Genomic DNA, 22092 nt, shown 5'->3' on the forward strand with positions numbered 1-22092 from the left:
GGATCAGGCCCGCCGGCGGGTCGCGGCCTCCGCGAGTGCCCGCAGCGTGTCCCGCCCGTGGTCGCTGACCGCGTCGGAGGCGATGGCGTCCAGGGCCCGGGTGGTCAACTCGCCGATCTCGGCCTCCACCGAGGCCACGGCGCCGGAGTCCACGAGGACGCCACGGGCGCGGTCGAGAGTGGCCGCGTCGAGTTCCGTCCCGAGCACGCCGAGGAGGAAGTCCGCGTCCCGACGGGGGGCGAGGGCGGTCGCGCGGGCGAGAAGCAGGGTGCGCTTGCCCTCGCGCAGGTCGTCCCCGGAGGGCTTGCCGGTCACCTCCGGGTCGCCGAACACCCCCAGCATGTCGTCGCGCAGTTGGAACGCCTGCCCCACGGCCACCCCGAACTCCCGCAGGGCGGAGACGGTGTCCGTCCCGGCACCGGCCAGCTCGGCGCCGATGTGCAGCGGCCGCTCGACCGTGTAGGCGGCGGTCTTGTAGCGGTTCACGCGGGCCGGGGTGAGTTCGTCGGTGGCGCCGGAGGCCTCGGCGAGGATGTCGAGCATCTGGCCGGACAGGACCTCGGTCTTCATCGCGTACCAGGGGCCCAGCGCGCGGGCCAGGGCCTCGGGTGCGACGCCGGAGGACACGAACATCTCATCAGCCCACGTCAGTGCGAGGTCACCCACGAGGATGGCCTGGGAGACGCCGTACCGTGCCGATTCACCGTCCCACCTCTCGTCACGGTGCGCGGCCTCGATCGTGCGGTGGACGGTGGGTCGGCCGCGTCGGGTGTCGGAGGCGTCCACGATGTCGTCGTGGACGAGGGCGCACGCCTGGATCAACTCGAGGGCGGCGCAGGCGGCCACGACCTCGTCCGGGGCGGGCGCGTCGGTCTCGCTCGCCGCCGCCCAACCGGCCAGGGCGAACCGGGGCCGCATGCGTTTGCCGCCGTCGAGCACGAAGTCGGAGAGGAGGCCGGCCAGGCGATCGACCCGTTCGTCGACCCCCGCCACGACCACACGCCGTCCCTCGATGTGTCGGCGGAGCGCGTCGAGGACGCGTTCTCCGTCGTCCGGGCGAGTCGCCGTGACCACGGGCACCATCCCTTCCGGGCGCCCGGTCCGGCCGCCCTCGTCGCCGACGATCCTAGTCGTCGGGCGGCGGCCGGACCGGACGCGCGTCGGGCTACCCTGGTCGGGTGACCCAGCTACCCGACTCCGCCCCGACGGACGGCGGCCGGCACCCGAGCATCGTGGAGCGGATCGCGACGTCGACCACCCCGAGGGTTCCGTTCTCCGTCGAGTTCTACCCGCCTCGTGACGAGGCCGCCGAAGACCGCCTCTGGCGCGCCGCCACCGTGTTCTCCGACCTCGGTGCGGCGTTCGTCTCGGTCACCTACGGGGCCGGTGGATCCACGCGGGACCGCACGGTCCGGGTCGTCGAGCGGCTGGTGCGAGAGACGAACCTGCTGCCCATCGCGCACCTGACGGCGGTCGACCACACGGTCGCCGAACTGAGCGACATGATCCGCATGTACGGCGAGGTGGGGGTGTCCAACATCCTCGCCCTGCGCGGCGACCCGCCCGGCGACCCGCTGGGGGAGTGGACGGCACACCCCGAGGGCCTGCACTACGCCGAGGAACTCGTCCGGTTGATCCACGAGGTGGGCGACTTCCACGTGGGGGTGGCGTCCTTCCCGGAGGGGCACTACCGGGCGCGCGATCTCGAGCACGACTCCGAGATCCTCGTCAACAAACTCCGGGCCGGTGCGGAGTACTCGATCACCCAGATGTTCTGGGACGTGGAGCACTACCTGCGCCTGCGGGACCGCGCCGTCAGAGCCGATCAGGAGCAGGGCGCCAAACCCATCATCCCCGGACTCATGCCGGTCACGAGCCTGCGCCAGGTCACGCGGATGGTCGAGCTCTCGGGCTGCGCGCTTCCCGACGACCTGTCCGAGCGACTCCAGACCGCGGCGGGGGACGGGCCCGAGGAGAACCGGGCGGCGGTCCGCGAGGTGGGGATCGAACTCACCACCCGCATGTGCGAGCGGCTGATCGCCGAAGGTGCGCCGTGCCTGCACTTCAACACGCTGAACTTCTCCAAGGCCACCCACGAGGTCCTCTCGAACCTGTCGATGGTTCCCGCGTCCGGGGTGGCGGCCGGCCGGATCTGATCCGTGCCGGGCGGTCCCGGCCCGGGTGGGTACCGCGCAGTTCGGTCGGTCAGCGAAGCAGGCGGTCGGCGCGGGCCCTGGCCGTCCGTGCGGCCAGGATCGTCCCGATGGACACCAGCAGCGCGGCGCCGATGCCGACGATCATCCACACGGCGAAGCCGCGTGCTGCCGGGTCCGGGTATGACGACGAGGCCTGCATCCGGGTGATGGAACCCGGGGCGGGGGACCAGCTGACGGAGTTCCCGGCCCCGATGGTGCCGTTCGTCTCACTGATGCGGTTGGGGAAGGTCAGGTCGACGCGGGTGCTCGCCGAGTCGGCCCGGTCGGCGGGCAACACGGACAGGTCGACCGATCCGCTGAACGACACCGTGTCGCCGCTGCGTCGGAAGCCCAGGGTGTACGGCCGTGCGCCTTCGATGTCGATCGCCAGGGTGAGTGCGTCGACCTCAGCGAACGTCAGCTGCGTGAAGTAGATCTCGCGGCCGGTGAAACCGTCTGCCGAGTAGGGCGTGATGCGGACCTTCTGTTCGAGTCCGGACGGGGTGGTGATCCGGTCGAGCGCAGCCGCCTGCGCGGGCTGATCGCCGGCAACCAGGATCCGTCCGGAGACCGTGTCGTCCTTGCGGACGCTCATCTGGGCGTTGAGCTGGAGGCACCCGGTCAGGAGCACCAGGAGGGCGGCCAGGGCCGTGAGACCCGCCAGCCGCCGGGGCAGTCGGGAGCGGCCACTGCTCACGGGGGCGTTCGTTGACGGGTGGGGCGAGGTCACGGCCGTCATTGTGCCCGGGGTCCCCGTCGCCGACGCGCCGACCTGCCGAGTCGGCGGGTCACGAGCCGTGCCACCGTCCTGCCGCTGGTCCCGATCACCCCGCCTCCGGGGTGGGTCGAGGCCCCCGCCAGGTACACGCCGTCGGCACCCGGTACCGCGTGGCCGCGCAGATCGGGGTGCGGACGCATCGGCAACATCTGGTCCAGCGACATCTCCACGTGCATGACGTTCCCGCCGATCAGCCCCAGTTCCGTCTCCAGGTCCTCCGGGGTCTGGACGTGTCGGTGGATGATCGACGCGGCGAGCCCCGGGGCGAAGCGGTCCGCGACCTCGATGATCCGGTCCGCCTCCGCATCGCCCTCGTCGGACCACGTCCGGCCGTCGGCCAGATGGCGGGGGTGCCACTGTGACCACAGGGTCAGTTCGTGGCGCCCCTCCGGGGCGAGGGAGGGGTCGAGCGAGCTGAAGCTCATCGCCAGGACGGCGGGGTCGGCGTCGAGGCCCCCTGCCGCGGCGATCCCGTAGCGGCGGTCGAGGTCCCGTCTGTCGGTGACGAGCAGCTGCAGGCCGTGGGCGCTGGTACTCGTGGGCACTCCCGGGTATGTGGGCAGTGCAGTGGTCCCGAGCCGGACGGCCATCCCCAGTCCGAAACCGGGTCGGATCCGCCGCTTCCACCCGTCCAGGGTCGCGGCCGGGAGTTCGCCTGCGAGGAGGTCCAGGGTGGTGTGGACGTGGCAGGCGGCGACCACGGCAGAGCAGTACAGGGAACGCCCACCCTCGGTGTCCACGCGCCATCCCGAACCGGAGCGGCGGATCGACGTGGCCCCGGCGCCGGCGGTGACCGACCCCCCGTGTGCCCGGACGGCGGATGTCAGGGCCTCGGCGAGCGCGCCCGACCCGCCGATCGCGCGCCCCGGCGGGGTCCGGTGCATCAGGGCGGCGAATCCGATCATGGGGGCGGTGGCCGGGTGGGACATCGGCGGTCCCGACTGCGCTCCGAACCACGAGAGTGCGGCCTTGAGCCGCTCGGAGCTGAACATCGAGTCCAGGAGCGCGTCTCCGGAGGACAGGAAGGTCTGGACGGCGCCGAACGGATCTCGCAGGTCGTCAGCCCCGAGGAACGCCGAACCGAGGCCGGGGGCGGTGGGACGGACCGCGAACCCCTTCATCATCCGTCCCGCCAGCACATCCCACCGGCGGACGAACCCGCGGTAGGCGAGAGCATCGGCGTCACCGCAGGCCTCGGCGATGCTGGAGCACGTGGCGTCGAGATCACGATGGAAGACGATCGGCGGTGAGTCCGATCCCGGTGGGGCGGGTGCGAACCCCCACGGGTCGCAGTCGACGTAGCGCAGCCCGTGGGTCTCCAGTTCGAGTTCCTCGGGGATGCCGGTGTGCCGGATCATCAGGTGTGCCGAGGACCCCCGGTCGGTGCGGTGCCCCGGGTACCGCTCGACCGTCGACGTCGCTCCGCCGATCACCGTGTCCCTCTCGACCACGTGCACGTCCAGCCCGGAACGCGCGAGGTAGGCGGCGCAGACCAGCCCGTTGTGGCCGGAGCCGATCACGACCACATCGTGCCGAGGGTTCACGCGCGCTCTCCTTTATCGGTGAGGGGTAGGGGACGGGACAGGACGGCGAAGGGTCTGGCGTCGCCCTGGAACCGGTACGACCGCAGGACGTCGGTGAACCCCAGCGAGCGGTACAGGCGCCAGGCGCCGTTGTCCTCGCCCTCGACCTCCGGGGTCGACAGCAGTACCGTGCCCTCCGGTCGATCGGCCAGGAAGGTGCGGAGGAGGGTCGCGCCGATACCGCGTCCCTGGAGGGCGGGCGACACGTGCAACTCCGTCAGTTCCACATAGTCGGGCGGGAGTTCACGGTCACGGTTCCGCAGTCCCCGGGAGACCTGGTCGTACCACCACTGCCCGGGAGCGCCGTGATAGCCGTAGCAGATGGCGACGAGTCGACCCCGCGACTGTCCGAGCAGGCGCCTGCGAGGCGCCTCGAACGCGGCCACCCCGGACCACCCATCCCGGTAGCTGTGCTCCATCCAGGCCGCGGCCCGGGAGCGGATCACCTGCGGGGGGTAGCCCATGGCGTCGACGTAGACACCCAGAGCCTCGGGGAGTCGGTCTCGGAAGTCGGCGGCGTCGAGCCGGGTGATCACGGTGTCCATCCACCCCATTTCATCACGGGCGGGCATCCGGGACGTCCGGTTGTGTCGTACCCCGGCGATACCGTGCGCGCAGAAGGGGAGGTGCGGTGGAGATGGACACCAGGAACAGGATGCGGGTGGCGACCGGGGGAGCCGTGGGGACCCTCGGACGGGCAGGTCGTGCCGAGCTCCACAGGGGGCGTGCGATCGCCGCCGCTGTTCCCTCGGAGCGGTTCCTCGAGGCCTACCGTTCCGCCCGGTACGCCGCGGGCGCACTCCTGACGCCGGGGCCGCGGCGCCGTGGGCCCGCGGACGTGTGGCACCGGCTCGCGGCCGAGGTGCCGGAGATGGGGCGGTGGGCGACCGCGTTCGGCGGGTACTCCGCGCTGGCGGCGGCGGTCGAGGACGGGCTCCCACGAACAGTCTCCGATCGCATGGCGGACGATTTCCTGTGGGCGGTGGGCAGGTTTCTCGACCTGGTGGACGAGCGGCTGGGGGTCCTGGGACCCGCAGCCTGAGAGACTCGGCCGCGAAGCGCGTGTTTCCTCAGCCCTCCGAGGGGAATCCCGGTGGTCCCGGCAGCGTCGCCCTCGTATGATGGTGGGAACCCTGACCGGCTGATCCCCATCCACGGTTGGTGCGAACCGACCGAGCCGGCCGCGCTCGTCATCACGAGCATCTGAAGGAGGTCGAAGTGCCCCTGTCCGAGCACGAGCAGCGCATGCTCAAGGAAATCGAGAGCGCGCTCTACGCCGACGACCCCAAGTTCGCGTCGTCTGTCCGAAAGACCGGCGCGACCGGTGCTCGTCGTCCCGCGGGCCTGGTGGTCGCGCTCGCGATCCTCGGGGTGGCGCTTCTGGTCGGCGGCCTCGCACTCGACTTCAAGCCCGGCGGCTTCCCTGTGTTGAGTCTCGTCGGGTTCCTCCTCATGTTCGCGGCGGGGGTGCTCGCCCTGCGGTCCACGCCGTCGAAGGGCGCAGTCGGGCCCAAGGGTCCCGGTGGCTCACGGGTCCCCGGCGCCGGGCGTGCGTCGGCCAAGCCCGCAGACGGCCGGAACTACTCGTCACGGATGGAAGACCGTTTCCGTCGGCGTTTCGACCAGGAGCCGTAGCCGACCGGTCCCACGACCTCCGGAGAAGGGGTGAGCGCACACGCGCTCACCCCTTCTCCCATTTGTCGGTCGACCGACACCACCGCAACCCGCCGCCGAGCCGGCACCCGCCGCGGCCGGGCCGACCGCCGAGGTGGCCGCTGGCTCGTCCTCCTCCCCACCACACTCCTCCCCACCACGCTCCACCCCGTGGCCCCACATCTCCCCACCGGACTCACCTCTCACGCCTCGTTCATTCATTTGAGTCACACAGGCCCCAGTGGGGCGGCTAGATCGGACGGGGTTCCGCCCTCGCCGCTGGCGTTCGGACTGCGGCGCCCCGGCCGATAATCGCGTTGAACTGCAGGGATACGAGAGTGTGGGGAGAAGTGGGGCGCAGGCCTTGTTTGTGGGGCGTTGTGGGGTAGAGTGGGGCACGCAAGGAGCTCGATGGGCCTGGACCCCAGGAGGTGGCGGGTGACCGACACCGATCTCGTCGACTCCGGACGTGAACGAGCCTTCGTCGGGTACGGGACACACCGTCCCAAGCTGGACGACAAGGGGCGGCTGACGATCCCCGCCAGATTCAGGCCAGGTCTGGCAGACGGGGTGGTGGTGTGTGGGTGGTTCACCAACACACTGTCGGTCTTCCCTGAAGACGAGTTCGACGCGCTGGTCAGAAAGGTCCGGCCGACCGCCAACCTCAGCGAGAGGCACATGGCGTTCTTCCGGCTCCTGGTGAGCGGCGCGGAGGTCCAACAACTGGATTCGCAGGGACGGATCTCCATCCCGGCGAGTCAGCGGAACTACGCGGGTCTGGACAAGGACTGCGTCGTCAACGGCCTCGGGGAACGCCTCGAGGTCTGGGACGCCGAGGCGTGGGACCGCTACAGCGCGGAGAACCTACCCGTGTTCTCCGAGATGGAGGGCACCTCTCTCGGGATCGAGTTCTGATCCGGGGAGAGACAGACGAGACGCAAGCGAGAGCACGACGGACGGAGCCCCCCGGCCCCTGCCCGGCACCACCCTGACGTACTTCCCCAACGCCAGGTGGGTACCGGACGGGGACCAGGGGGCTCCACCACAACCGGCGGGCCGACGACTTCCGAAGGCGAGGAGGCGAGATGGCAGGAGAAGCCGATGCAGACCGCGACTCCACGCGCGCCGGGCACATCCCCGTCTTCCTCGAGCGCACCATCGAACTCTTCCGGCCCGTCGTCGAGGCCGCCGCGCAGGAGGGCCGGGCTCCGGTCATCGTGGACGGCACCCTCGGACTAGGTGGGCATTCCTCCCATCTGTTGGCCGAGTTCGGACAGCTGCGCATCCTGGGCGTCGACCGCGACCCCGAGGCTCTCGAGATGGCGACCCGTCGCCTCACCGCCTACCGGGACCGCTTCACGCCGGTGCACGCCCGTTTCGACGACTTCGACCGCGTCGTGGCCGCGCTGCCCGACGAGTCCCGGGACGGGGCGGGTCCCGCGATCGACGGGATCCTGCTCGACTTCGGTGTCTCCTCCATGCAGCTCGACGTCGCCGAACGCGGCTTCGCGTACTCCGTGGACTCCCCGCTAGACATGAGGATGGACCCCACCACGGGCCCGACCGCGGCCGACATCCTGGCCGAGTACCCGCGGGACGACCTCGCCCGCGTCCTCCGGGTGTACGGCGAAGAGCGTTTCGCCCGCCAGATCGCCGCCGCGATCGTCCGCCGCAGGGACACCGATCCCGTCGTCACCAGCTCCCAGCTCGTCGAACTGCTCTACGACACGATCCCGCAGGGGGCCCGCCGAACCGGGGGTCACCCGGGCAAACGCGTGTTCCAGGCACTGCGGATCGAGGTCAACGCCGAGCTGGAGGCCGTCGAGAACGCGGTACCCGGATACCTCGACCTGCTCCGCCTCGGCGGCAGGGCGGTCTTCATGTCCTACCACTCCCTCGAGGACAAGATCGTCAAGCGCGAACTGGCCACGCGGACCGCATCGCGAACGCCGGCGGGCCTGCCGGTGGAGCTCCCCGGACACGGGCCCGAGTTCGAGGCGGTCACCAGGGGAGCGGAGAAGGCGTCACAGGAGGAGATCGACCACAACCCGCGCTCGGCCTCGGTGCGGGTGCGAAGTGTCCGGCGTATCGACGGGAGAACCCCATGACGAGCATGATCGACACGCCAGGCACCGCCGGCGGGCTCGACACCCGCCCGGCGACGAGTCCGGGAGTCGACGCGCCCTCCCCCGCGGGACGGGCGGTCGGCCTCCGACGCAAACCGGTCACCCGCTCGGTGCGAGGTCGCCGGACCGTCGTCGTCCCGGCGGAACGTCTGAGTCCTGCCGAGCTCGCCGCGAGGGTTCCCTTCGTCGTCGTCCTCCTCCTCCTCATCGGCGCGGGGGTGGGTGGCACCCTGCTGCTGTCCGCCCAGACCACCCAGGACACCTACGACCTCAAGAACGCGCGCGATGCCAACGTGGAACTGGTGGAGCGGATGGAGGCACTTCAGGCATCCAACGAACGCGCCCGCTCGGCCGAGGTGTTGGCGCAGCGTGCGGAGAAGCTGGGCATGGTGGGCGTCGCCAGCGCGCCCATCCTGACCAGGGGATCGGACGGGGTCCTCGAGATCGTCGGCGAGCCCGAGGCCAAGCTCGGCGCGCCGATCAAGCCCCTGCAGCCCGCTCCGGTAGCGTCCGGGCCGTCGAGGTCGTCCGACCGGGACGGGTTCGACGCCCCGCCCGCCCAGGCGCCCCAGGACCGCACGCCCCGTGGGGTCGCTCCCGTTCCCTACCCGCCCCTCGCCGCCCCTCCGTCACCTGTCGCCCCTCCGGCCCCCGTGGCCGAGCCCGCCCCGCCGGCCGCGGACGTCCGGACGGAACCCGCGCCCGACCCCGTCCCGCCGCCGGCACCGCCCGGTGGGGAGACCGCGACCCTCGCCCCGGTGCCCGGACAGCCCTTCTAGACCCCCGAACCCCCGAAAGGCCCGCTGGAGATGACCGAACGACGCAGCCCGGGAACGGGACCCCGGGTCCCCACGGGTGCCCCGCGCGGCTCCGCGCCGGGGGTCGGCCGGCCTCCGAACCGATTCGGTCGGGTCCTCACCGCCTCGGCGACCGAACGTCGGTTCACCTTCATGCGCTCGGCGTTCGCGCTGATCATGGTCATCGCACTGGTCAAGCTGTTCTGGGTGCAGACCATCGGCGGCACCGAGCTCGCGGCCCGCGCCGAGAGCCAACGGCAGGTCCACGAGGTCCTCCCCGCCACACGGGGGGCGATCGTCGACCTCAACGGCGACCCCATCGCCTTCACCCGTGAGGCCCGCGACCTGTCGATCCAACCGCTGGTCGAACAGCGCAACGCCGAGGCCCGTCGGGAACTCGACAGCACCAAGCCGACCTGGGACGAGCTGGTCGAGGAGATCGCCGACGAGTTCGAGACCGTGATCGGTGACTCCGTCGACCGCGACGAGATCGAGGCCAAACTCTCCTCGGAGGGCGGCTTCACCTACCTCGTCCGCAACGTCGACGTCACCCTCGCCAACGCGATCACCCGCAAGTACCCCATGATCGGTGCCGAGCGGGTCGACATCCGCGAGTACCCGGGCGGGGCGCTCGCCGCCAACGTGGTGGGTGCGACGACGAAGAGCGACCAGGGCAAGCTGATCGGACTCCAGGGCATCGAGGCCCACTTCAACGACGAGCTCGACGGGGAGGACGGACGTCAGACGTTCGACCGCGCCCAGGACAACACCGTGATCCCGGGCACCCTCCGCAACGTGACCGAGCCCCGCGACGGCGACACCATCCGGCTCACCCTCGACGCCGACCTCCAGTGGCACGTACAGAAGGCCATCCAGTCCGCCAAGGACACCTCCGGGGCCGAGACGGCGTCCGCCGTCGTGCTCGACGCGCGCACCGGCGAGGTCAGGGCGATGGCCAACGACAACACGTTCAACCCGGCCGTCGGCGTCGGCGCCGAGCTCGAGCGTGGGGCGGACCTGGGGAACCCGGCGATCACCTCACCGTTCGAACCGGGCTCGGTGCAGAAGATCATCACCGCCGCCGCCGCGATCGAGGCGGGGCTGACCGACCCGAACGAGATCCACTCCGTGGACGGCAGCATCCGGATGGAAGGCGTCACGGTCTCCGACGCGTGGCAGCACGGCCCCACGCCGTACACCACCACCGGGATCTTCGGGAAGTCCTCCAACGTCGGCACGCTCATGCTCGCCCAGCGGGTGGGTAAGGAGTCGTTCTCCGAGTACCTGGAGAAGTTCGGGCTGGGCCAGCGCTCGGGCATCGAACTCGCCGGTGAATCCGAGGGGTTGGTGCCCGACCTGCAGAACTGGCAGGGCGGCACCTTCGCCAACCTCCCGATCGGTCAGGGTCTGTCGATGACCACCTTGCAGATGGCGGGCATCTACCAGACCATCGCGAACGACGGTGTCCGCGTGCCGCCGCGGATCGTCGCCGAGCGGGTCGGCCCCGACGGCCAGAGCGCCGAGCCCGACCGTCCCGAGGGCGAGCGGGTGATCAGCACCGAGACCGCCCGCACGGTGCGGGACATGTTCCGGTCCGTCGTCCAGTCCGGGGGCACCGGCCCCCAGGCCGCGGTCGCCGGCTATCAGATCAGCGGCAAGACCGGCACCGCGCAGCAGATCGATCCCGGGTGCTCCTGCTACTCCAACTCGCGCTACTGGATCACCTTCGCCGGCATCCTGCCGGCCGACGACCCGCGCTACGTGATCGCGATCATGCTCGACGCCCCGTCCCGCGGAACGCTCGGCGCATCCGCCGCCCCGCTCTTCCACGACATCGCCTCGTGGCTGGTCAACCGGGACAACATCCCGCCGTCCGCTCCCGCGCCGGAACTGGTCCTGCAGGCGCAGTGACCGACGCCCGGCAGGGTAGCGTGTAGCGGGTTCACGGGAGGGTAGCGAGCGAGGAAGGCGGGGCGAGGACAGGCGATGACGACAGCGCGACAGCTGGCAGATGCGGTGCGGGCCACCCTTCTCGGCGATCGGACCGGGGGCGGCGAGGAGCTCACCGGCGCGACGATCCGGGCCCAGGACTGCGGCCCCGGGATCCTCTTCGCGGCACTTCCCGGCACCCGGGTCCACGGGGCCGCGTTCGGCGCGACCGCGGTGGAGGCCGGCGCCGGGGCGGTGCTCACCGATCCCGAGGGGCTCGAGTTGATGGCCGCCGTAGCCGACCGGCTCCCCGTGCTCGTGCACCCCGACCCCCGGTCCGTTCTCGGAGAGGTGTCCGCCGCGGTCACCGGGGACCCCTCCGCCGCGCTCGACGTCGTGGGGATCACCGGCACGTCCGGCAAGACCACGACCTCCTACCTCGTCGAGGCCGCCCTCAAGGGGTGCGGCCACGTGGCCGGCCTCATCGGCACCACCGGTAGTCGCGTCGACGGTCGGGCCCTGCCCAGCCGCCTCACCACCCCCGAGGCCCCCGAGTTCCAGGCCCTCCTGGCCAGGATGCGGGCCGAGGGGGCCCGCGCGGTGGCGGCCGAGGTCTCCAGCCACGCGCTGCGGCTCGGGCGGGTCGACGGCACCCGCTTCGTCGTCGGTGCCTTCCTCAACCTGTCCCAGGACCACCTGGACTTTCATCCGAGCATGGACGACTACTTCCGCGCGAAGTGCCGGCTGTTCGACGCCGGGGCGGACCCGGGGTCGGCGGTGCGACCGGCGGAACGCGCCGTGGTCGTGGTCGACGACGAATGGGGCCGCCGACTGGTCGGGATGCGCCCGGACGCGGTCACCGTCTCCGCCGAGGCCGGGACCGACGCCGACTGGACGGCGGGGGAGTCCACGACCACCGAACGCGGTACCCAGACGTTCACCGTGCACGGTCCCCGCGGGCTGACCGTCGACGTGGAACTGCCACTGCTCGGCCGGTTCAACGTCGCCAACTCCCTCGTGGCGCTGGCTGTCGTCGACGCGCTCGGCGGGGACGTTCCGTCCGCTGCCGCGGGCCTGTCGGACGTCCGGGTCCCCGGGAGGCTCGAGCCCGTCGTGCGGGGGCAGGACTTCAGGGTCCTCGTCGACTACGCGCACAAGCCCGGGGCCGTCGCGGCGGTGCTCCGGTCCGTCCGTGCGCAGACCGACGGACGCGTCGCCGTCGTCCTCGGCGCCGGTGGCGACCGCGACCCCGGCAAGCGGCCGCTCATGGGCGCCGCCGCCGCCGAGGTGGCGGACCTGGTCGTGGTGACCGACGACAACCCGCGCAGCGAGGACCCGGCGGCGATCCGGGCGGCGGTCCTCGCGGGCGCCGAGGAGGCCGCCCGCGAGGGCACCAGGATCGAGGAGGTGGGCGACCGCGGCGCCGCGATCGCCACCGCGATCGACTGGGCCCGGACCGGGGATGTGGTGGTGATCGCCGGCAAGGGCCACGAGACCGGTCAGGAGAGGAACGGGACGGTGTTCCCGTTCGACGATCGCACCCGAGCCGCGGAAGAACTCGTCAGACGACTCGGATACGCCGCCCCCACGGGCGAGACGGAGGACAGCGCACCATGATCGACCTCACCCTCGGCGAGATCGCCGGGATCGTCGGCGGTCGCCTGGTCGGTGGTGACCCCGCCTCGCCCGTCACCGGATCGGTGGAGTTCGACTCCCGCCGGACAGAGCCGGGAGGCTTGTTCCTGGCCCTGCCCGGAGAACGCGTCGACGGTCACGACTTCGTCGCCCGCGCCCTCGACGCCGGGGCAGCCGCGGCGCTCGTCGCCCACGAGGTGGACGGGGTGGACGGCCCCCAGATCGTCGTTCCCCCGGTCGACTGGAAGCAGACCAATGCGATGGCGCTGGCCGCCGACACCGACGGCTCCGGCGCGTCGGTGCTCGCCGCGCTCGGCGCCCTGGCCCGCGCGAGCGTCGACCGGCTCGTCGCCGACCACGGTCTCGTCGTCGTGGGGGTGACCGGGTCGTCCGGCAAGACCAGCACCAAGGATCTCATCGGCGCCGTGTTGTCCGCGGCCGGCACGGTCGTTGCGCCGCCCGGGTCGTTCAACAACGAGATCGGGCACCCCTGGACCGCGTTGCGGGCCGACGAGGACACCGATTTCCTCGTCCTGGAGCTCAGCGCCCGGGCACCCGGCAACATCCGTGAGCTCGCGGCGCTCGCGCCACCGCGCATCGGCGTCGTGCTGAACGTCGGGACCGCCCATCTCGGCGAGTTCGGTTCGCGTGAGGTGATCGCCGCCACCAAGGGCGAGCTCGTCGAGGCGCTGCCCGACGCCGCCCACGGCGGGGTCGCCGTCCTCAACGCGGACGACGAGCGGGTCTCGGCCATGGCCGCGCGCACCACCGCCGAGGTGGTCTCCGTCGGAGTGGGGGGATCCGCGGACGTCCGCGCGGAACAGGTCCGGCTCGACGACGAGGTACGCGCCTCCTTCCGGCTGGTCACCCCGCGGGGTGAGGCCGAGGTGGCGCTCCGTGTGCACGGGGAACACCAGGTGGGCAACGCACTGTCGGCGGCCGCGGTGGGGCTCGCGTGCGGGATGGGGGTCGAGCAGGTGGCCGCGGCGCTGGGCACGGCCGAGGCGGCCTCCGTCCGCCGGATGGACGTGCGGACGACCGCCGACGGCGTCACCGTCATCAACGACTCGTACAACGCCAACCCCGATTCGATGCGGGCGGCGCTCAAGTCTCTCGCCGTGATGGCCCGCTCCGGCGGTGGCCACCGTCGGACCTGGGCGGTGCTGGGGGAGATGGCCGAACTCGGCGAGGACTCGGTCACCGAACACGACCTGCTCGGTCGCTTCCTGGTCCGGTTGGACGTGTCCCAGCTGGTGGTCGTGGGCCTGGGCCGTCCCCAGCGCGCGATGTTCCAGGGCGCGATCCAGGAGGGTTCATGGGGTTCCGAGGCGGAGCACGTGGCCACCGCAGAGGAGGCCGTGGCGATCCTGGACGAGCGCGTGGAGCCGGGCGACATCGTCCTGGTCAAGGCCTCGGCCGCCGTCGGTTTGTGGAGCGTCGCGGAGCACCTGCTCGCGGCGCGTGGTGAGGAGAACCAGTAATGACCCAGATCATGATCGCAGGCATCGTCGCCTTCGTCGTGAGCATCTTCCTCACACCGCTGCTCATCATCTACTTCCGCCGTCGCGGTTACGGCCAGGAGATCCGGCTCGAGGGGCCGCAGTCCCACATGAGCAAGCGGGGCACGCCCAACATGGGCGGCCTGGCGATCCTCGCCGCCGTCTGGCTCGGGTACATCGTCGCCGGGATCGTCGGTCAGATCACCGTCGGCGGGGGCGGGTTCACCGCCTCGGTGCTGCTCGTGCTCGGCCTCGCCACGGCGCTCGCGGTGGTCGGGATGATCGATGACGGCCTCAAGGTCTTCAAACGCCACAACAAGGGTCTGGGCATCCTGTCCAAGACCGCGGGCCAGGTGCTCGCCGCCCTCGCGTTCGGCATCCTCGTGCTGCAGTTCCGCAACGTCGACGGGCTCACCCCGGCCAGCACGTCGTTGAGCTACGTGCGGGACTTCGTCGCGGTGACCTTCCCCGTCGTCGTCTTCCTGATCTTCATCGTCTTCCTCGTCTACGGCTGGTCCAACGCGGTCAACTTCACGGACGGGCTCGACGGCCTGGCCGCCGGGTCCATGGCGATGGTCATGGGCACCTACGTGGTGTTCACGTTCTGGCAGTTCCGATACTCCTGCTTCTCCACCGCGGAGGGCGTCGACCTGTCGGGCTGCTACCAGGTGCGCGACCCGCTCGACATCGCGGTGCTGTGTTCGGCCGCGCTCGGCGCGTGCCTGGGCTTCCTGTGGTGGAACGCCGCCCCGGCCAAGATCTTCATGGGCGACACCGGGTCGATGTTCCTCGGCGGCATCGTCGCGGGCGTGTCCGTGGTCTCGCGCACCGAGCTGCTCATGGTGGTGGTGGGCGCGGTGTTCGTCATCGAGTTCGTCTCCGTCCTCATCCAGGTGGCCGCGTTCCGCACCACCGGTCGCAGGCCGTTCCGCATGACCCCCATCCACCACCACTTCGAGAACGGCGGCTGGGCCGAGACCACCGTGACCATCCGTTTCTGGCTGCTCGTCGCGATCTCCTGCGGTCTGGCGATCGCCCTGTTCTACGCCGACTGGCTCGCGAGCTCGACGGGATGACCGAGATGACCGACACGACCCATTCCACGCGACCGACCGACACCGCAGCCGGGTCCGGGCCCGACGTGCGCGAGCTGTCCGGCGCGCGGGTGCTGGTCCTGGGCGCGGGCGTGTCCGGCCCGGGCGCGGTACGCATCCTCGACGCGCTGGGCGCAGACCCCGTCGTGGCGGATTCCCGGCCCGAGGCCATCGCCCGGCTGCGCGAGGCGCTGCCGGACGGCGTCGGGTGTGCGGGCGTGGACCTCGACCGCGCCGCCGAGCTCCTCGACTCCTCCGGCGGCCCCGGTCGCGTCGACCTCGTGATCACCAGCCCCGGCTGGCGGCCGGACTCACCGTTGCTGCGGGCTGCCGCCGACGCCGGGGTACCGGTGTGGGGGGATGTCGAGCTGGCCTGGCGGGCCGACGTCACCGAGCTGTTCGGGCCGCGGCGGACCTGGCTCGCGGTGACCGGTACCAACGGCAAGACCACCACCACCTCGATGCTCGAGGCGATCTGCCTGGAGGCGGGGATGGCCGCACGGGCCTGCGGCAACATCGGGCTGCCCGTCACCGACGTGCTCCTGGCCGAACCCCGAGTCGACGTGCTGGCGGCCGAGTTGTCCAGCTTCCAGCTGCACTGGGCGCCGAGCTGCCGCCCGGACGTCGGGGTGGTGCTCAACGTCGCCGAGGACCACCTCGACTGGCACGGATCCATGGACGCCTACGCCGCCGCCAAGGCCCGGGTCCTCACCGGTCGGGTGGCCGTGGCCGGCGCCGACGACGAGATCGCCGCGCGGCTTCTCGCCGACGCTCCCGCCGCGACGCGCATCGGGGTGCGCCTCGGCGCGCCCGGTGCCGGGGAGTGCGGCGTGGTCGACGGTGTCCTCACCGCGCGGATCGGCGCGGAGGGCAGCGATCCGGATGGAGGCGGTCCGGATGGCAGCGGTCCTGAAGGCAGTGACGACGAGGTGGCGCTGCTGCCCGCCGCGGACGTCCGCCCGGCCGGGCCCGCGGGCGTCCTCGACGCCCTCGCCGCCTCGGCCGTCGCCCTCTCCGTGGGCGCGCGACCCGAGCACGTCGCCGCGGCCCTGCGCTCGTTCAAGGTGGGCGCGCATCGGGCGGAGCCGGTCGACACCGTCGACGGGGTCACCTACATCGACGACTCCAAGGCCACCAACCCGCACGCCGCCCGGACCTCGCTGCTCGCGGGCGGGAAGATGGTGTGGATCGCGGGCGGCCTGCTCAAGGGCGCCGACGTCGAGCCACTGGTCGCCGAGGTCGCCGACGTCCTGCGCGGGGTGGTCCTCATCGGACGCGACCGCGGGCGGATTGCCGAGGCATTGGCCCGACACGCGCCGGCGGTGCCCGTGGTCGAGCTGGCCTCGGGAGACGATGACGATGCCGCGGGTCCCGACGAGCCGCAGCAGACGATGGACCGGGCGGTCGCCGAGGCCGCACGGATGGCCACCGGTGGCGACACGGTGTTGCTCGCCCCCGCGGCCGCGTCGATGGACATGTTCACCGACTACGGCCACCGCGGGCGGAGCTTCGTCCTCGCCGTGGGCCGCGTGGCCGGGAGGTAGGGCGATGGCAACCGACGACACCACGAACGAGGCACGGCCGGACCTGCTCGGGCGCATCGCGGCGCCCCTGGCCGCCATCAGCCGCGCGCCCCTGACCTCGTACCACGTGGTGATGGTGGTCACCGCCCTGCTCACCGTCATCGGCCTGGGCATGGTGCTGTCCAGCTCCAACGTGCTCGCCTTCTCCGGCGGCGGCACGCCGTTCGACATCTTCCTGCGCCAGGCACTGTTCGTCCTCATCGGCGGGGTCGGCTTCGTCACGGCGCTGCGCATCCGGATCGAACTGGTCCGCGCCGCCGCGCTCCCGCTGCTGCTGGTCGCGATCGGACTGCTCGTGGCCGTGCTGATCCCCGGGGTCGGATCCGAGGTCAACGGGTCGAAGGGCTGGATCGACCTCGGCCTGTTCTCGATCCAGCCCGCCGAGATCGCCAAGTTCGCCTTCATCCTCTGGGCGTGCTCGGTGGTCGCCAAGCGCATCCGGACGGGGTACTGGCTCGATCTGCTCTTCCCGGCCGTGGTCGGCTATCTCGCCGTGGCGGTCCTCGTCGTCGTCGCCCCCGACCTGGGCATGGCCACCGCGGTGACCATCGCGTTCCTGTGCGTGCTGTGGTTCTCCGGGTACCCCACCCGGCACTTCGTGTGGGTGATCGCGGTCGGCGTCGTGGTGTTCGGTGTACTCGCCGTCGCGTTCGCCTACCGTTTCGAGCGGATCCGCACCTACCTCGACACCTTCCGGGGTGACTTCTCCAACCCCCAGGGCGCGGCCTACCAGTCCTACCAGGGCATGCTCTCCCTGGCAGACGGCGGATTGTTCGGCGTCGGACTGGGGCAGTCCAGCGCCAAGTGGTTCTACCTCCCCGAGGCCACCAACGACTTCATCTTCGCGATCATCGGCGAGGAACTCGGCTGGTTCGGTGCCGCCGTCGTGGTCTCGCTGTACCTCACCCTCGGGTGGGTCGGCATGCGGGTCGCACTGCGGTCGGTCGACCCGTACCGCCGCCTGCTTGCCGGGACCATCACCGCGACGATCGTCATCCAGGCCTTCATCAACATCGGCTACGTCGTGGGCCTGCTGCCGGTGACGGGTCTGCAGCTGCCGCTCATCTCCAACGGCGGCACCTCGGCCGTGGTCACCCTGACCTCGCTCGGGTTGCTCGCCAACTGCGCACGGCACGAGCCGGAGGCCATCTCCGCGATCCTCAGCTCCCCGGCGCGGCGGCGTCGCCGCTGGCTCTCACTGCCGGACCCGCGGCCCTACACGCCCGAGCGCCCGGTCCCGGCCTCCGCCACGCCCGGCCGGTCCAGCGCCGGCACCCGTCGGTACGGGGACCCGGTGACCCGGCCGCAGCCGACGCGCAGCGGCGGACCCGCGCCGCGGGACCGGTCCGCGGGCGGTCGCCGCACGGCCCAGCCCGCCCCCGTCCCGCGCCCGCCCCGGGGCGCCCCGCGGCCGCCGGCGTACGAGACGATGCCCATCCCCGCCGAGGCCGCCCGTGACCGGCGCCGCGGTGCCACCGCGATGACCGGGCGCACCGCCCGACCCGTGCGCGGACGCGAGGCCGAGCGTCGCCAGCCGCGTCGCCCCGCGCCCGACGCGGGCACCCGGCAGACGCCCGGTGTCTCCCGGCCCAGCCCGATCCACCGGGGGCGGGAGCGATGACCGCCCCACGGACCGGCGGACCGTCCGTCCTCGTGGTCGGCGGCGGCACCGCCGGGCACATCGAACCGGCCCTCGCCGTCGGTGAGGCGGTCACCGCCCTCGACCCGACCGCCCGGGTCACCGCGGTGGGCACACCCCGCGGCCTCGAGACCGAACTGGTCCCGCGGCGGGGTGTCCCGCTCGAACTGGTGGACCCCGTCCCGTTGCCGCGCACGATCGGCGGCGACCTGGTCCGGCTGCCCGCCAGGCTCGTCCGCGCGGTGCGGGGTGCCCGCGAGGTCCTGCGACGCACCGAGGCGGACGTCGTGGTGGGGTTCGGTGGCTACGCCTGCGTGCCGGTGTACCTCGCGGCGGCGGCACCGATCAGCCGCCCGGGATCCCGGGGGCGTCGCCGGATCCCGATCGTCGTCCACGAGGCCAACTCCCGCGCCGGTATCGCCAACAAGCTCGGCGCCCGCTTCGCCGTCGCCACTCTGGCCGCCGTGTCCGGCTCGGGCCTGGACGCCCGCGTCGTGGGCAACCCCGTCTCGCGTTCCGTGGCCACGCTCGACCGCGCCGCCCTGCGCGCCGAGGCCCGGGAGTTCTTCGGACTGGACCCCGACGTGCCGACCCTGTTGGTGGTCGGTGGCTCCCAGGGCGCGCGCTCGCTCAACACCGCGATGGCGGGCGTCGCCGAGGAGTTCTCCGGGGCCGGGGTGGCCGTCCTGCACGCCGTGGGCCCCAAGAACGTCGCCGACGCCCCCCGGGTGCCCGGTGGCGGCGCCCCGTACGTGACCGTGCCCTACGTGGACCGGATGGATCTGGCCTACGCGGCCGCCGACCTCATCCTGTGCCGGTCGGGCGCCATCACCGTCGCCGAGGTCTCCGCCGTCGGACTGCCCGCGGTGTTCGTCCCGCTCCCGCACGGCAACGGCGAGCAGGCCCTCAACGCCCGCGACCTGGTCTCCGGCGGGGCCGCCCTCCTCGTGGAGGACGGCGCACTCACCCCCGACTACCTGCGGACCGAGGTCCTGCCGCTCCTGCTTGACCGCGGCCGCCTGTCCTCGATGTCCACCGCCGCCGTCAGCGGCGGCTCCCGAGACGCGGCGGAGGTCGTGGCGCGGATCGCGCTCGACGCCGCCGGAAAGGCCCCTCGTTGACCGATCACACCCCGCCGACCCCGTCCGTCCCGCCGGCCCCGACGACCACGGCGTCCGTCGATGACGTCCCCTCCACCCTCACCCGCGTCCACATGATCGGGATCGGCGGCGCCGGCATGTCCGGAGTCGCCCGGATCCTGCTCGACCACGGCGTCGCGGTCTCGGGCAGTGACGCCCGTGACTCGGCGGGCCTCCGGGCGCTGGCCGACCGGGGGGCGATCGTGCGGGTGGGGCACAGTGCCGAGAATCTCGAGGCCCTCGGCGCACCACCGGAGATCGTCGTGATCTCCAAGGCCGCCATCCCCGCCGACAACCCCGAGCTGGCGGCGGCCGGCGCGGCGGGGATCCCCGTCGTCACACGGTCGCAGGTACTGGGACACCTGGCACGGTCTGGCCGATCGGTCATGGTCTGCGGGACGCACGGCAAGACCTCGACGACCTCGATGCTCATCGCCGGCATGCTCGCCGCCGGGTCCGACCCGTCGTTCGCGGTGGGCGGCACCGTCCTGCAGTTCGGCACCAACGCCCGGGGCGGGAACGACCCGGTGTTCGTCGCCGAGGCCGACGAGTCCGACGGTTCGCTCGTCCACTACGAGCCCGACGTGGTGATCCTCACCAACGCCGAGCCCGATCACCTCGACCACTTCGGCACCGCCGAGGCCTACTACGAGGTGTTCGACACCTTCCTGGCCCGCATCCCCGCGACCGGGGCGCTGGTGGTGTGCCTGGACGACCGGGGCGCCGCCGAACGCGCCCGGCGGGCCGCGGCGGCCGGCGTGCGCGTGCTGGGGTACCGGACCGCGAACGGACCGGCCACGGACCTGCCCGTGGCGGGCGAACTCGCGGACATCGCCGTCGACTCCGCCGGCACCCGCGCCGACCTCACGCTCGACGGCGTCCCCCACGGCGAACTCCACGTCGGGACCCCCGGCGAGCACATGGCCCTCAACGCGGTGGCCGCCCTGCTCGCCGCGCGCGAGGTGACCGCCACCGGCGGGATCGCCGCGAGCGGGATCGGAGCCTCCGGGTTCGACTCCGGGGTGTTCGATGTCGACGGGTTCCTCGCGGGCCTGTCCGGGTTCGGGGGAGTGGGACGCCGCTTCGAGCCCAAGGGCGAGGCCGTCGTCGACGGTGGACGGGCCCGGGTGTTCGACGACTACGCACACCACCCGACCGAGGTCGCGGCGGTGCTCGGCGCGGCGCGGGAGATCGTCGAGACGGACGGTGGTCGTCTGGTCGCCGTGTTCCAACCCCACCTGTACTCACGGACGCGCATTTTCGCCGAGGAGTTCGGCCGGGCGCTCTCCCTGGCGGACCGGGTCGTGGTGCTCGACGTCTACGGTGCCCGCGAACAGCCCGAACCCGGCATCGACGGCGGGTCCGTCGCGCGGCACGTGACGGTCCCCGTGCAGCACGTGCCCGACCTGGACTCCGCGCTGGCGGCGGTGCTCGACCTCCTCGAGCCCGAGGACGTGGTGTTCACGCTCGGGGCCGGGGACATCACCACCCTCGGCCCGCGGATCGTCGCCGAGAGCGGTCCGTGGGGCCGGGGTTCGTGAGGAGGGCCGCGCGGTGACCGATCACCCCGGGCAGCGACCGGACGACGCGCCCGTCGACGGGCCGGAGGCCGCGTTCACCGATGACCCCGACCGCCGGCTCGCCGCGGCCACGGTCCGCGGATCCGACGAGCGGGTCCGGCACTCCGACCCGGCGGTCCGCGCGCGGTTGCGCAGGCGTCGGCGGCGGACCAACCGCATCTACGCCGGCCTCGGGGTGGCGCTGGTGGTACTGCTCATCGGGTACATCGCCCTGTACTTCCTACCGGTGTTCTCGGTTCGGGGGATCAGTGTGGTGGGCACACGGACCATCGCGTCGGAGGTCGTGACCGAGCGCGCGGCCGTCGCGCCCGGGACCCCGCTGCTCCAGGTGGACACCCACGCCGTCGCGCGGCGGGTGGCAGGGCTGCCCCGGGTCGACCAGGTGACCGTCAAGCGTGACTACCCGTCGGCGCTGCGGATCGAGATGGTCGAGCGCACCGCCCTGGTGGTCGTGGAGGTCGACGGTGCCCAGCACCTGGTGGACGCCCAGGGCATCGACTTCGGGCCCGGCGAGGCCCCTCCCGGCACGCCCCTGCTCACCGTGGGCGAGGCGGCGGGGTCCGACCTGCCCTCGATCGTCCGCGACCTGGCGACCGTGTTCACCGAGGTGCGCGACACGGCGGGTCAGGAGATCGGTTCGGTCGAGGTGGAAACACCCGCGTCGATCGTCCTCACGCTCGCCGACGGTCGGATCGTCGAGTGGGGCGCGGCGGGACGCGACCACGAGAAGGCCGTCGCGTTGCGGATGGTGTTGGAGCAGCCCGGGCAGACCTGGAACGTGTCCAACCCCGCCCTGCCGGCCTCGCGGTAGAGCCGCCGGGCCCGGGGATACCGGGCCACGGACATCTGTTGGGCACGACAC

Annotated in this window: 19 protein-coding genes; 15 read left to right on the forward strand and 4 right to left on the reverse strand. The window is 72.2% G+C overall.

Annotated elements, in window-relative coordinates:
- Positions 1–3: 3 nt before the first annotated feature.
- The gene (locus tag AC3DE3_RS13505) at positions 4–1083 is read right to left on the reverse strand and encodes a polyprenyl synthetase family protein (protein ID WP_488370325.1); all 1080 of its coding nucleotides are present in this window, start codon (positions 1081–1083) and stop codon (positions 4–6) included.
- A 95-nt stretch (positions 1084–1178) separates the two neighbouring features.
- Here AC3DE3_RS13505 and metF point away from each other — a divergent pair, with 95 nt between their 5' ends.
- A complete protein-coding gene (gene metF / locus AC3DE3_RS13510) occupies positions 1179–2156 on the forward strand; it encodes a methylenetetrahydrofolate reductase [NAD(P)H] (protein WP_260487107.1) in 978 nt (325 codons plus the stop codon).
- A gap of 49 nt (positions 2157–2205) precedes the next feature.
- Here metF and AC3DE3_RS13515 read toward each other — a convergent pair whose 3' ends face one another.
- The 3 genes from AC3DE3_RS13515 to AC3DE3_RS13525 are packed head-to-tail and all read right to left on the reverse strand — an operon-like array spanning position 2206 to position 5101.
- On the reverse strand, positions 2206–2934 hold the full coding sequence (locus AC3DE3_RS13515; protein ID WP_488370326.1) for an LppM family (lipo)protein: 729 nt from the start codon (positions 2932–2934) through the stop codon (positions 2206–2208).
- On the reverse strand, positions 2931–4517 hold the full coding sequence (locus tag AC3DE3_RS13520) for a phytoene desaturase family protein (RefSeq protein WP_488370327.1): 1587 nt from the start codon (positions 4515–4517) through the stop codon (positions 2931–2933). The genes AC3DE3_RS13515 and AC3DE3_RS13520 overlap by 4 nt, the downstream gene beginning before the upstream one ends.
- A complete protein-coding gene (locus AC3DE3_RS13525) occupies positions 4514–5101 on the reverse strand; it encodes a GNAT family N-acetyltransferase (protein ID WP_488370328.1) in 588 nt (195 codons plus the stop codon). The genes AC3DE3_RS13520 and AC3DE3_RS13525 overlap by 4 nt, the downstream gene beginning before the upstream one ends.
- 92 nt (positions 5102–5193) lie before the next feature.
- Here AC3DE3_RS13525 and AC3DE3_RS13530 point away from each other — a divergent pair, with 92 nt between their 5' ends.
- The 14 genes from AC3DE3_RS13530 (at position 5194) to AC3DE3_RS13595 (ending at position 22041) form a co-directional block, all read left to right on the forward strand.
- Complete coding sequence (locus AC3DE3_RS13530) at positions 5194–5598, forward strand: SAV_6107 family HEPN domain-containing protein (protein WP_260487111.1); 405 nt, start codon at positions 5194–5196, stop codon at positions 5596–5598.
- 176 nt (positions 5599–5774) lie between these two features.
- Positions 5775–6191 carry a DUF3040 domain-containing protein gene (locus AC3DE3_RS13535; protein ID WP_260487112.1) on the forward strand — a complete coding sequence of 139 codons (417 nt, stop codon included), beginning with the start codon at positions 5775–5777 and terminating at the stop codon, positions 6189–6191.
- 456 nt (positions 6192–6647) lie between these two features.
- On the forward strand, positions 6648–7124 hold the full coding sequence (mraZ, locus tag AC3DE3_RS13540; RefSeq protein ID WP_260487113.1) for a division/cell wall cluster transcriptional repressor MraZ: 477 nt from the start codon (positions 6648–6650) through the stop codon (positions 7122–7124).
- Positions 7125–7294: 170 nt separating this feature from the next.
- Positions 7295–8317 (forward strand): 16S rRNA (cytosine(1402)-N(4))-methyltransferase RsmH, encoded by a 1023-nt coding sequence (gene rsmH / locus AC3DE3_RS13545; RefSeq protein WP_488370329.1) that lies wholly within the window; start codon positions 7295–7297, stop codon positions 8315–8317.
- Positions 8314–9114, forward strand: a complete 801-nt coding sequence (gene ftsL / locus AC3DE3_RS13550) for a cell division protein FtsL (protein WP_488370330.1) — start codon at positions 8314–8316, stop codon at positions 9112–9114. Before rsmH ends, ftsL begins: the two co-directional genes overlap by 4 nt.
- A 30-nt stretch (positions 9115–9144) precedes the next feature.
- Entirely contained in the window at positions 9145–11043 is a 1899-nt protein-coding gene (locus AC3DE3_RS13555) for a peptidoglycan D,D-transpeptidase FtsI family protein (RefSeq protein WP_488370331.1), read from the forward strand.
- A gap of 75 nt (positions 11044–11118) precedes the next feature.
- Positions 11119–12678 carry a UDP-N-acetylmuramoyl-L-alanyl-D-glutamate--2,6-diaminopimelate ligase gene (locus tag AC3DE3_RS13560; RefSeq protein WP_488370332.1) on the forward strand — a complete coding sequence of 520 codons (1560 nt, stop codon included), beginning with the start codon at positions 11119–11121 and terminating at the stop codon, positions 12676–12678.
- Complete coding sequence (locus AC3DE3_RS13565; RefSeq protein WP_260487118.1) at positions 12675–14177, forward strand: UDP-N-acetylmuramoyl-tripeptide--D-alanyl-D-alanine ligase; 1503 nt, start codon at positions 12675–12677, stop codon at positions 14175–14177. Before AC3DE3_RS13560 ends, AC3DE3_RS13565 begins: the two co-directional genes overlap by 4 nt.
- Positions 14177–15271 carry a phospho-N-acetylmuramoyl-pentapeptide-transferase gene (gene mraY, locus AC3DE3_RS13570; protein ID WP_260487119.1) on the forward strand — a complete coding sequence of 365 codons (1095 nt, stop codon included), beginning with the start codon at positions 14177–14179 and terminating at the stop codon, positions 15269–15271. The genes AC3DE3_RS13565 and mraY overlap by 1 nt, the downstream gene beginning before the upstream one ends.
- Before the next feature lie 5 nt (positions 15272–15276).
- Entirely contained in the window at positions 15277–16833 is a 1557-nt protein-coding gene (murD, locus tag AC3DE3_RS13575) for a UDP-N-acetylmuramoyl-L-alanine--D-glutamate ligase (protein WP_488370333.1), read from the forward strand.
- Between the two features lie 4 nt (positions 16834–16837).
- Positions 16838–18493, forward strand: coding sequence for a putative lipid II flippase FtsW (gene ftsW / locus AC3DE3_RS13580; protein ID WP_312027424.1), 1656 nt, complete (start codon positions 16838–16840; stop codon positions 18491–18493).
- A complete protein-coding gene (gene murG / locus AC3DE3_RS13585) occupies positions 18490–19632 on the forward strand; it encodes an undecaprenyldiphospho-muramoylpentapeptide beta-N-acetylglucosaminyltransferase (RefSeq protein WP_488370334.1) in 1143 nt (380 codons plus the stop codon). The genes ftsW and murG overlap by 4 nt, the downstream gene beginning before the upstream one ends.
- 92 nt (positions 19633–19724) lie before the next feature.
- On the forward strand, positions 19725–21191 hold the full coding sequence (murC, locus tag AC3DE3_RS13590; RefSeq protein ID WP_488370428.1) for a UDP-N-acetylmuramate--L-alanine ligase: 1467 nt from the start codon (positions 19725–19727) through the stop codon (positions 21189–21191).
- A gap of 13 nt (positions 21192–21204) precedes the next feature.
- Positions 21205–22041: a cell division protein FtsQ/DivIB gene (locus tag AC3DE3_RS13595; protein ID WP_488370335.1), complete on the forward strand. Its 837-nt coding sequence runs from the start codon at positions 21205–21207 to the stop codon at positions 22039–22041.
- Positions 22042–22092: the final 51 nt, after the last annotated feature.

This window comes from Dietzia sp. IBK-p2-16D, from assembly GCF_057773085.1.

What these genes read in the sequence shown, in the direction of transcription:
- AC3DE3_RS13505 (WP_488370325.1), bottom strand. Translation starts at nt 1,083, where the DNA reads ATGGTGCCCGTGGTCACGGCGACTCGCCCGGACGACGGAGAACGCGTC.
- AC3DE3_RS13515 (WP_488370326.1), bottom strand. Translation starts at nt 2,934, where the DNA reads ATGACGGCCGTGACCTCGCCCCACCCGTCAACGAACGCCCCCGTGAGC.
- AC3DE3_RS13525 (WP_488370328.1), bottom strand. Translation starts at nt 5,101, where the DNA reads ATGGACACCGTGATCACCCGGCTCGACGCCGCCGACTTCCGAGACCGA.
- AC3DE3_RS13530 (WP_260487111.1), top strand. Translation starts at nt 5,194, where the DNA reads ATGGACACCAGGAACAGGATGCGGGTGGCGACCGGGGGAGCCGTGGGG.
- rsmH (WP_488370329.1), top strand. Translation starts at nt 7,295, where the DNA reads ATGGCAGGAGAAGCCGATGCAGACCGCGACTCCACGCGCGCCGGGCAC.
- ftsL (WP_488370330.1), top strand. Translation starts at nt 8,314, where the DNA reads ATGACGAGCATGATCGACACGCCAGGCACCGCCGGCGGGCTCGACACC.
- AC3DE3_RS13555 (WP_488370331.1), top strand. Translation starts at nt 9,145, where the DNA reads ATGACCGAACGACGCAGCCCGGGAACGGGACCCCGGGTCCCCACGGGT.
- AC3DE3_RS13560 (WP_488370332.1), top strand. Translation starts at nt 11,119, where the DNA reads ATGACGACAGCGCGACAGCTGGCAGATGCGGTGCGGGCCACCCTTCTC.
- AC3DE3_RS13565 (WP_260487118.1), top strand. Translation starts at nt 12,675, where the DNA reads ATGATCGACCTCACCCTCGGCGAGATCGCCGGGATCGTCGGCGGTCGC.
- mraY (WP_260487119.1), top strand. Translation starts at nt 14,177, where the DNA reads ATGACCCAGATCATGATCGCAGGCATCGTCGCCTTCGTCGTGAGCATC.
- murD (WP_488370333.1), top strand. Translation starts at nt 15,277, where the DNA reads ATGACCGACACGACCCATTCCACGCGACCGACCGACACCGCAGCCGGG.
- ftsW (WP_312027424.1), top strand. Translation starts at nt 16,838, where the DNA reads ATGGCAACCGACGACACCACGAACGAGGCACGGCCGGACCTGCTCGGG.
- murG (WP_488370334.1), top strand. Translation starts at nt 18,490, where the DNA reads ATGACCGCCCCACGGACCGGCGGACCGTCCGTCCTCGTGGTCGGCGGC.
- murC (WP_488370428.1), top strand. Translation starts at nt 19,725, where the DNA reads ATGATCGGGATCGGCGGCGCCGGCATGTCCGGAGTCGCCCGGATCCTG.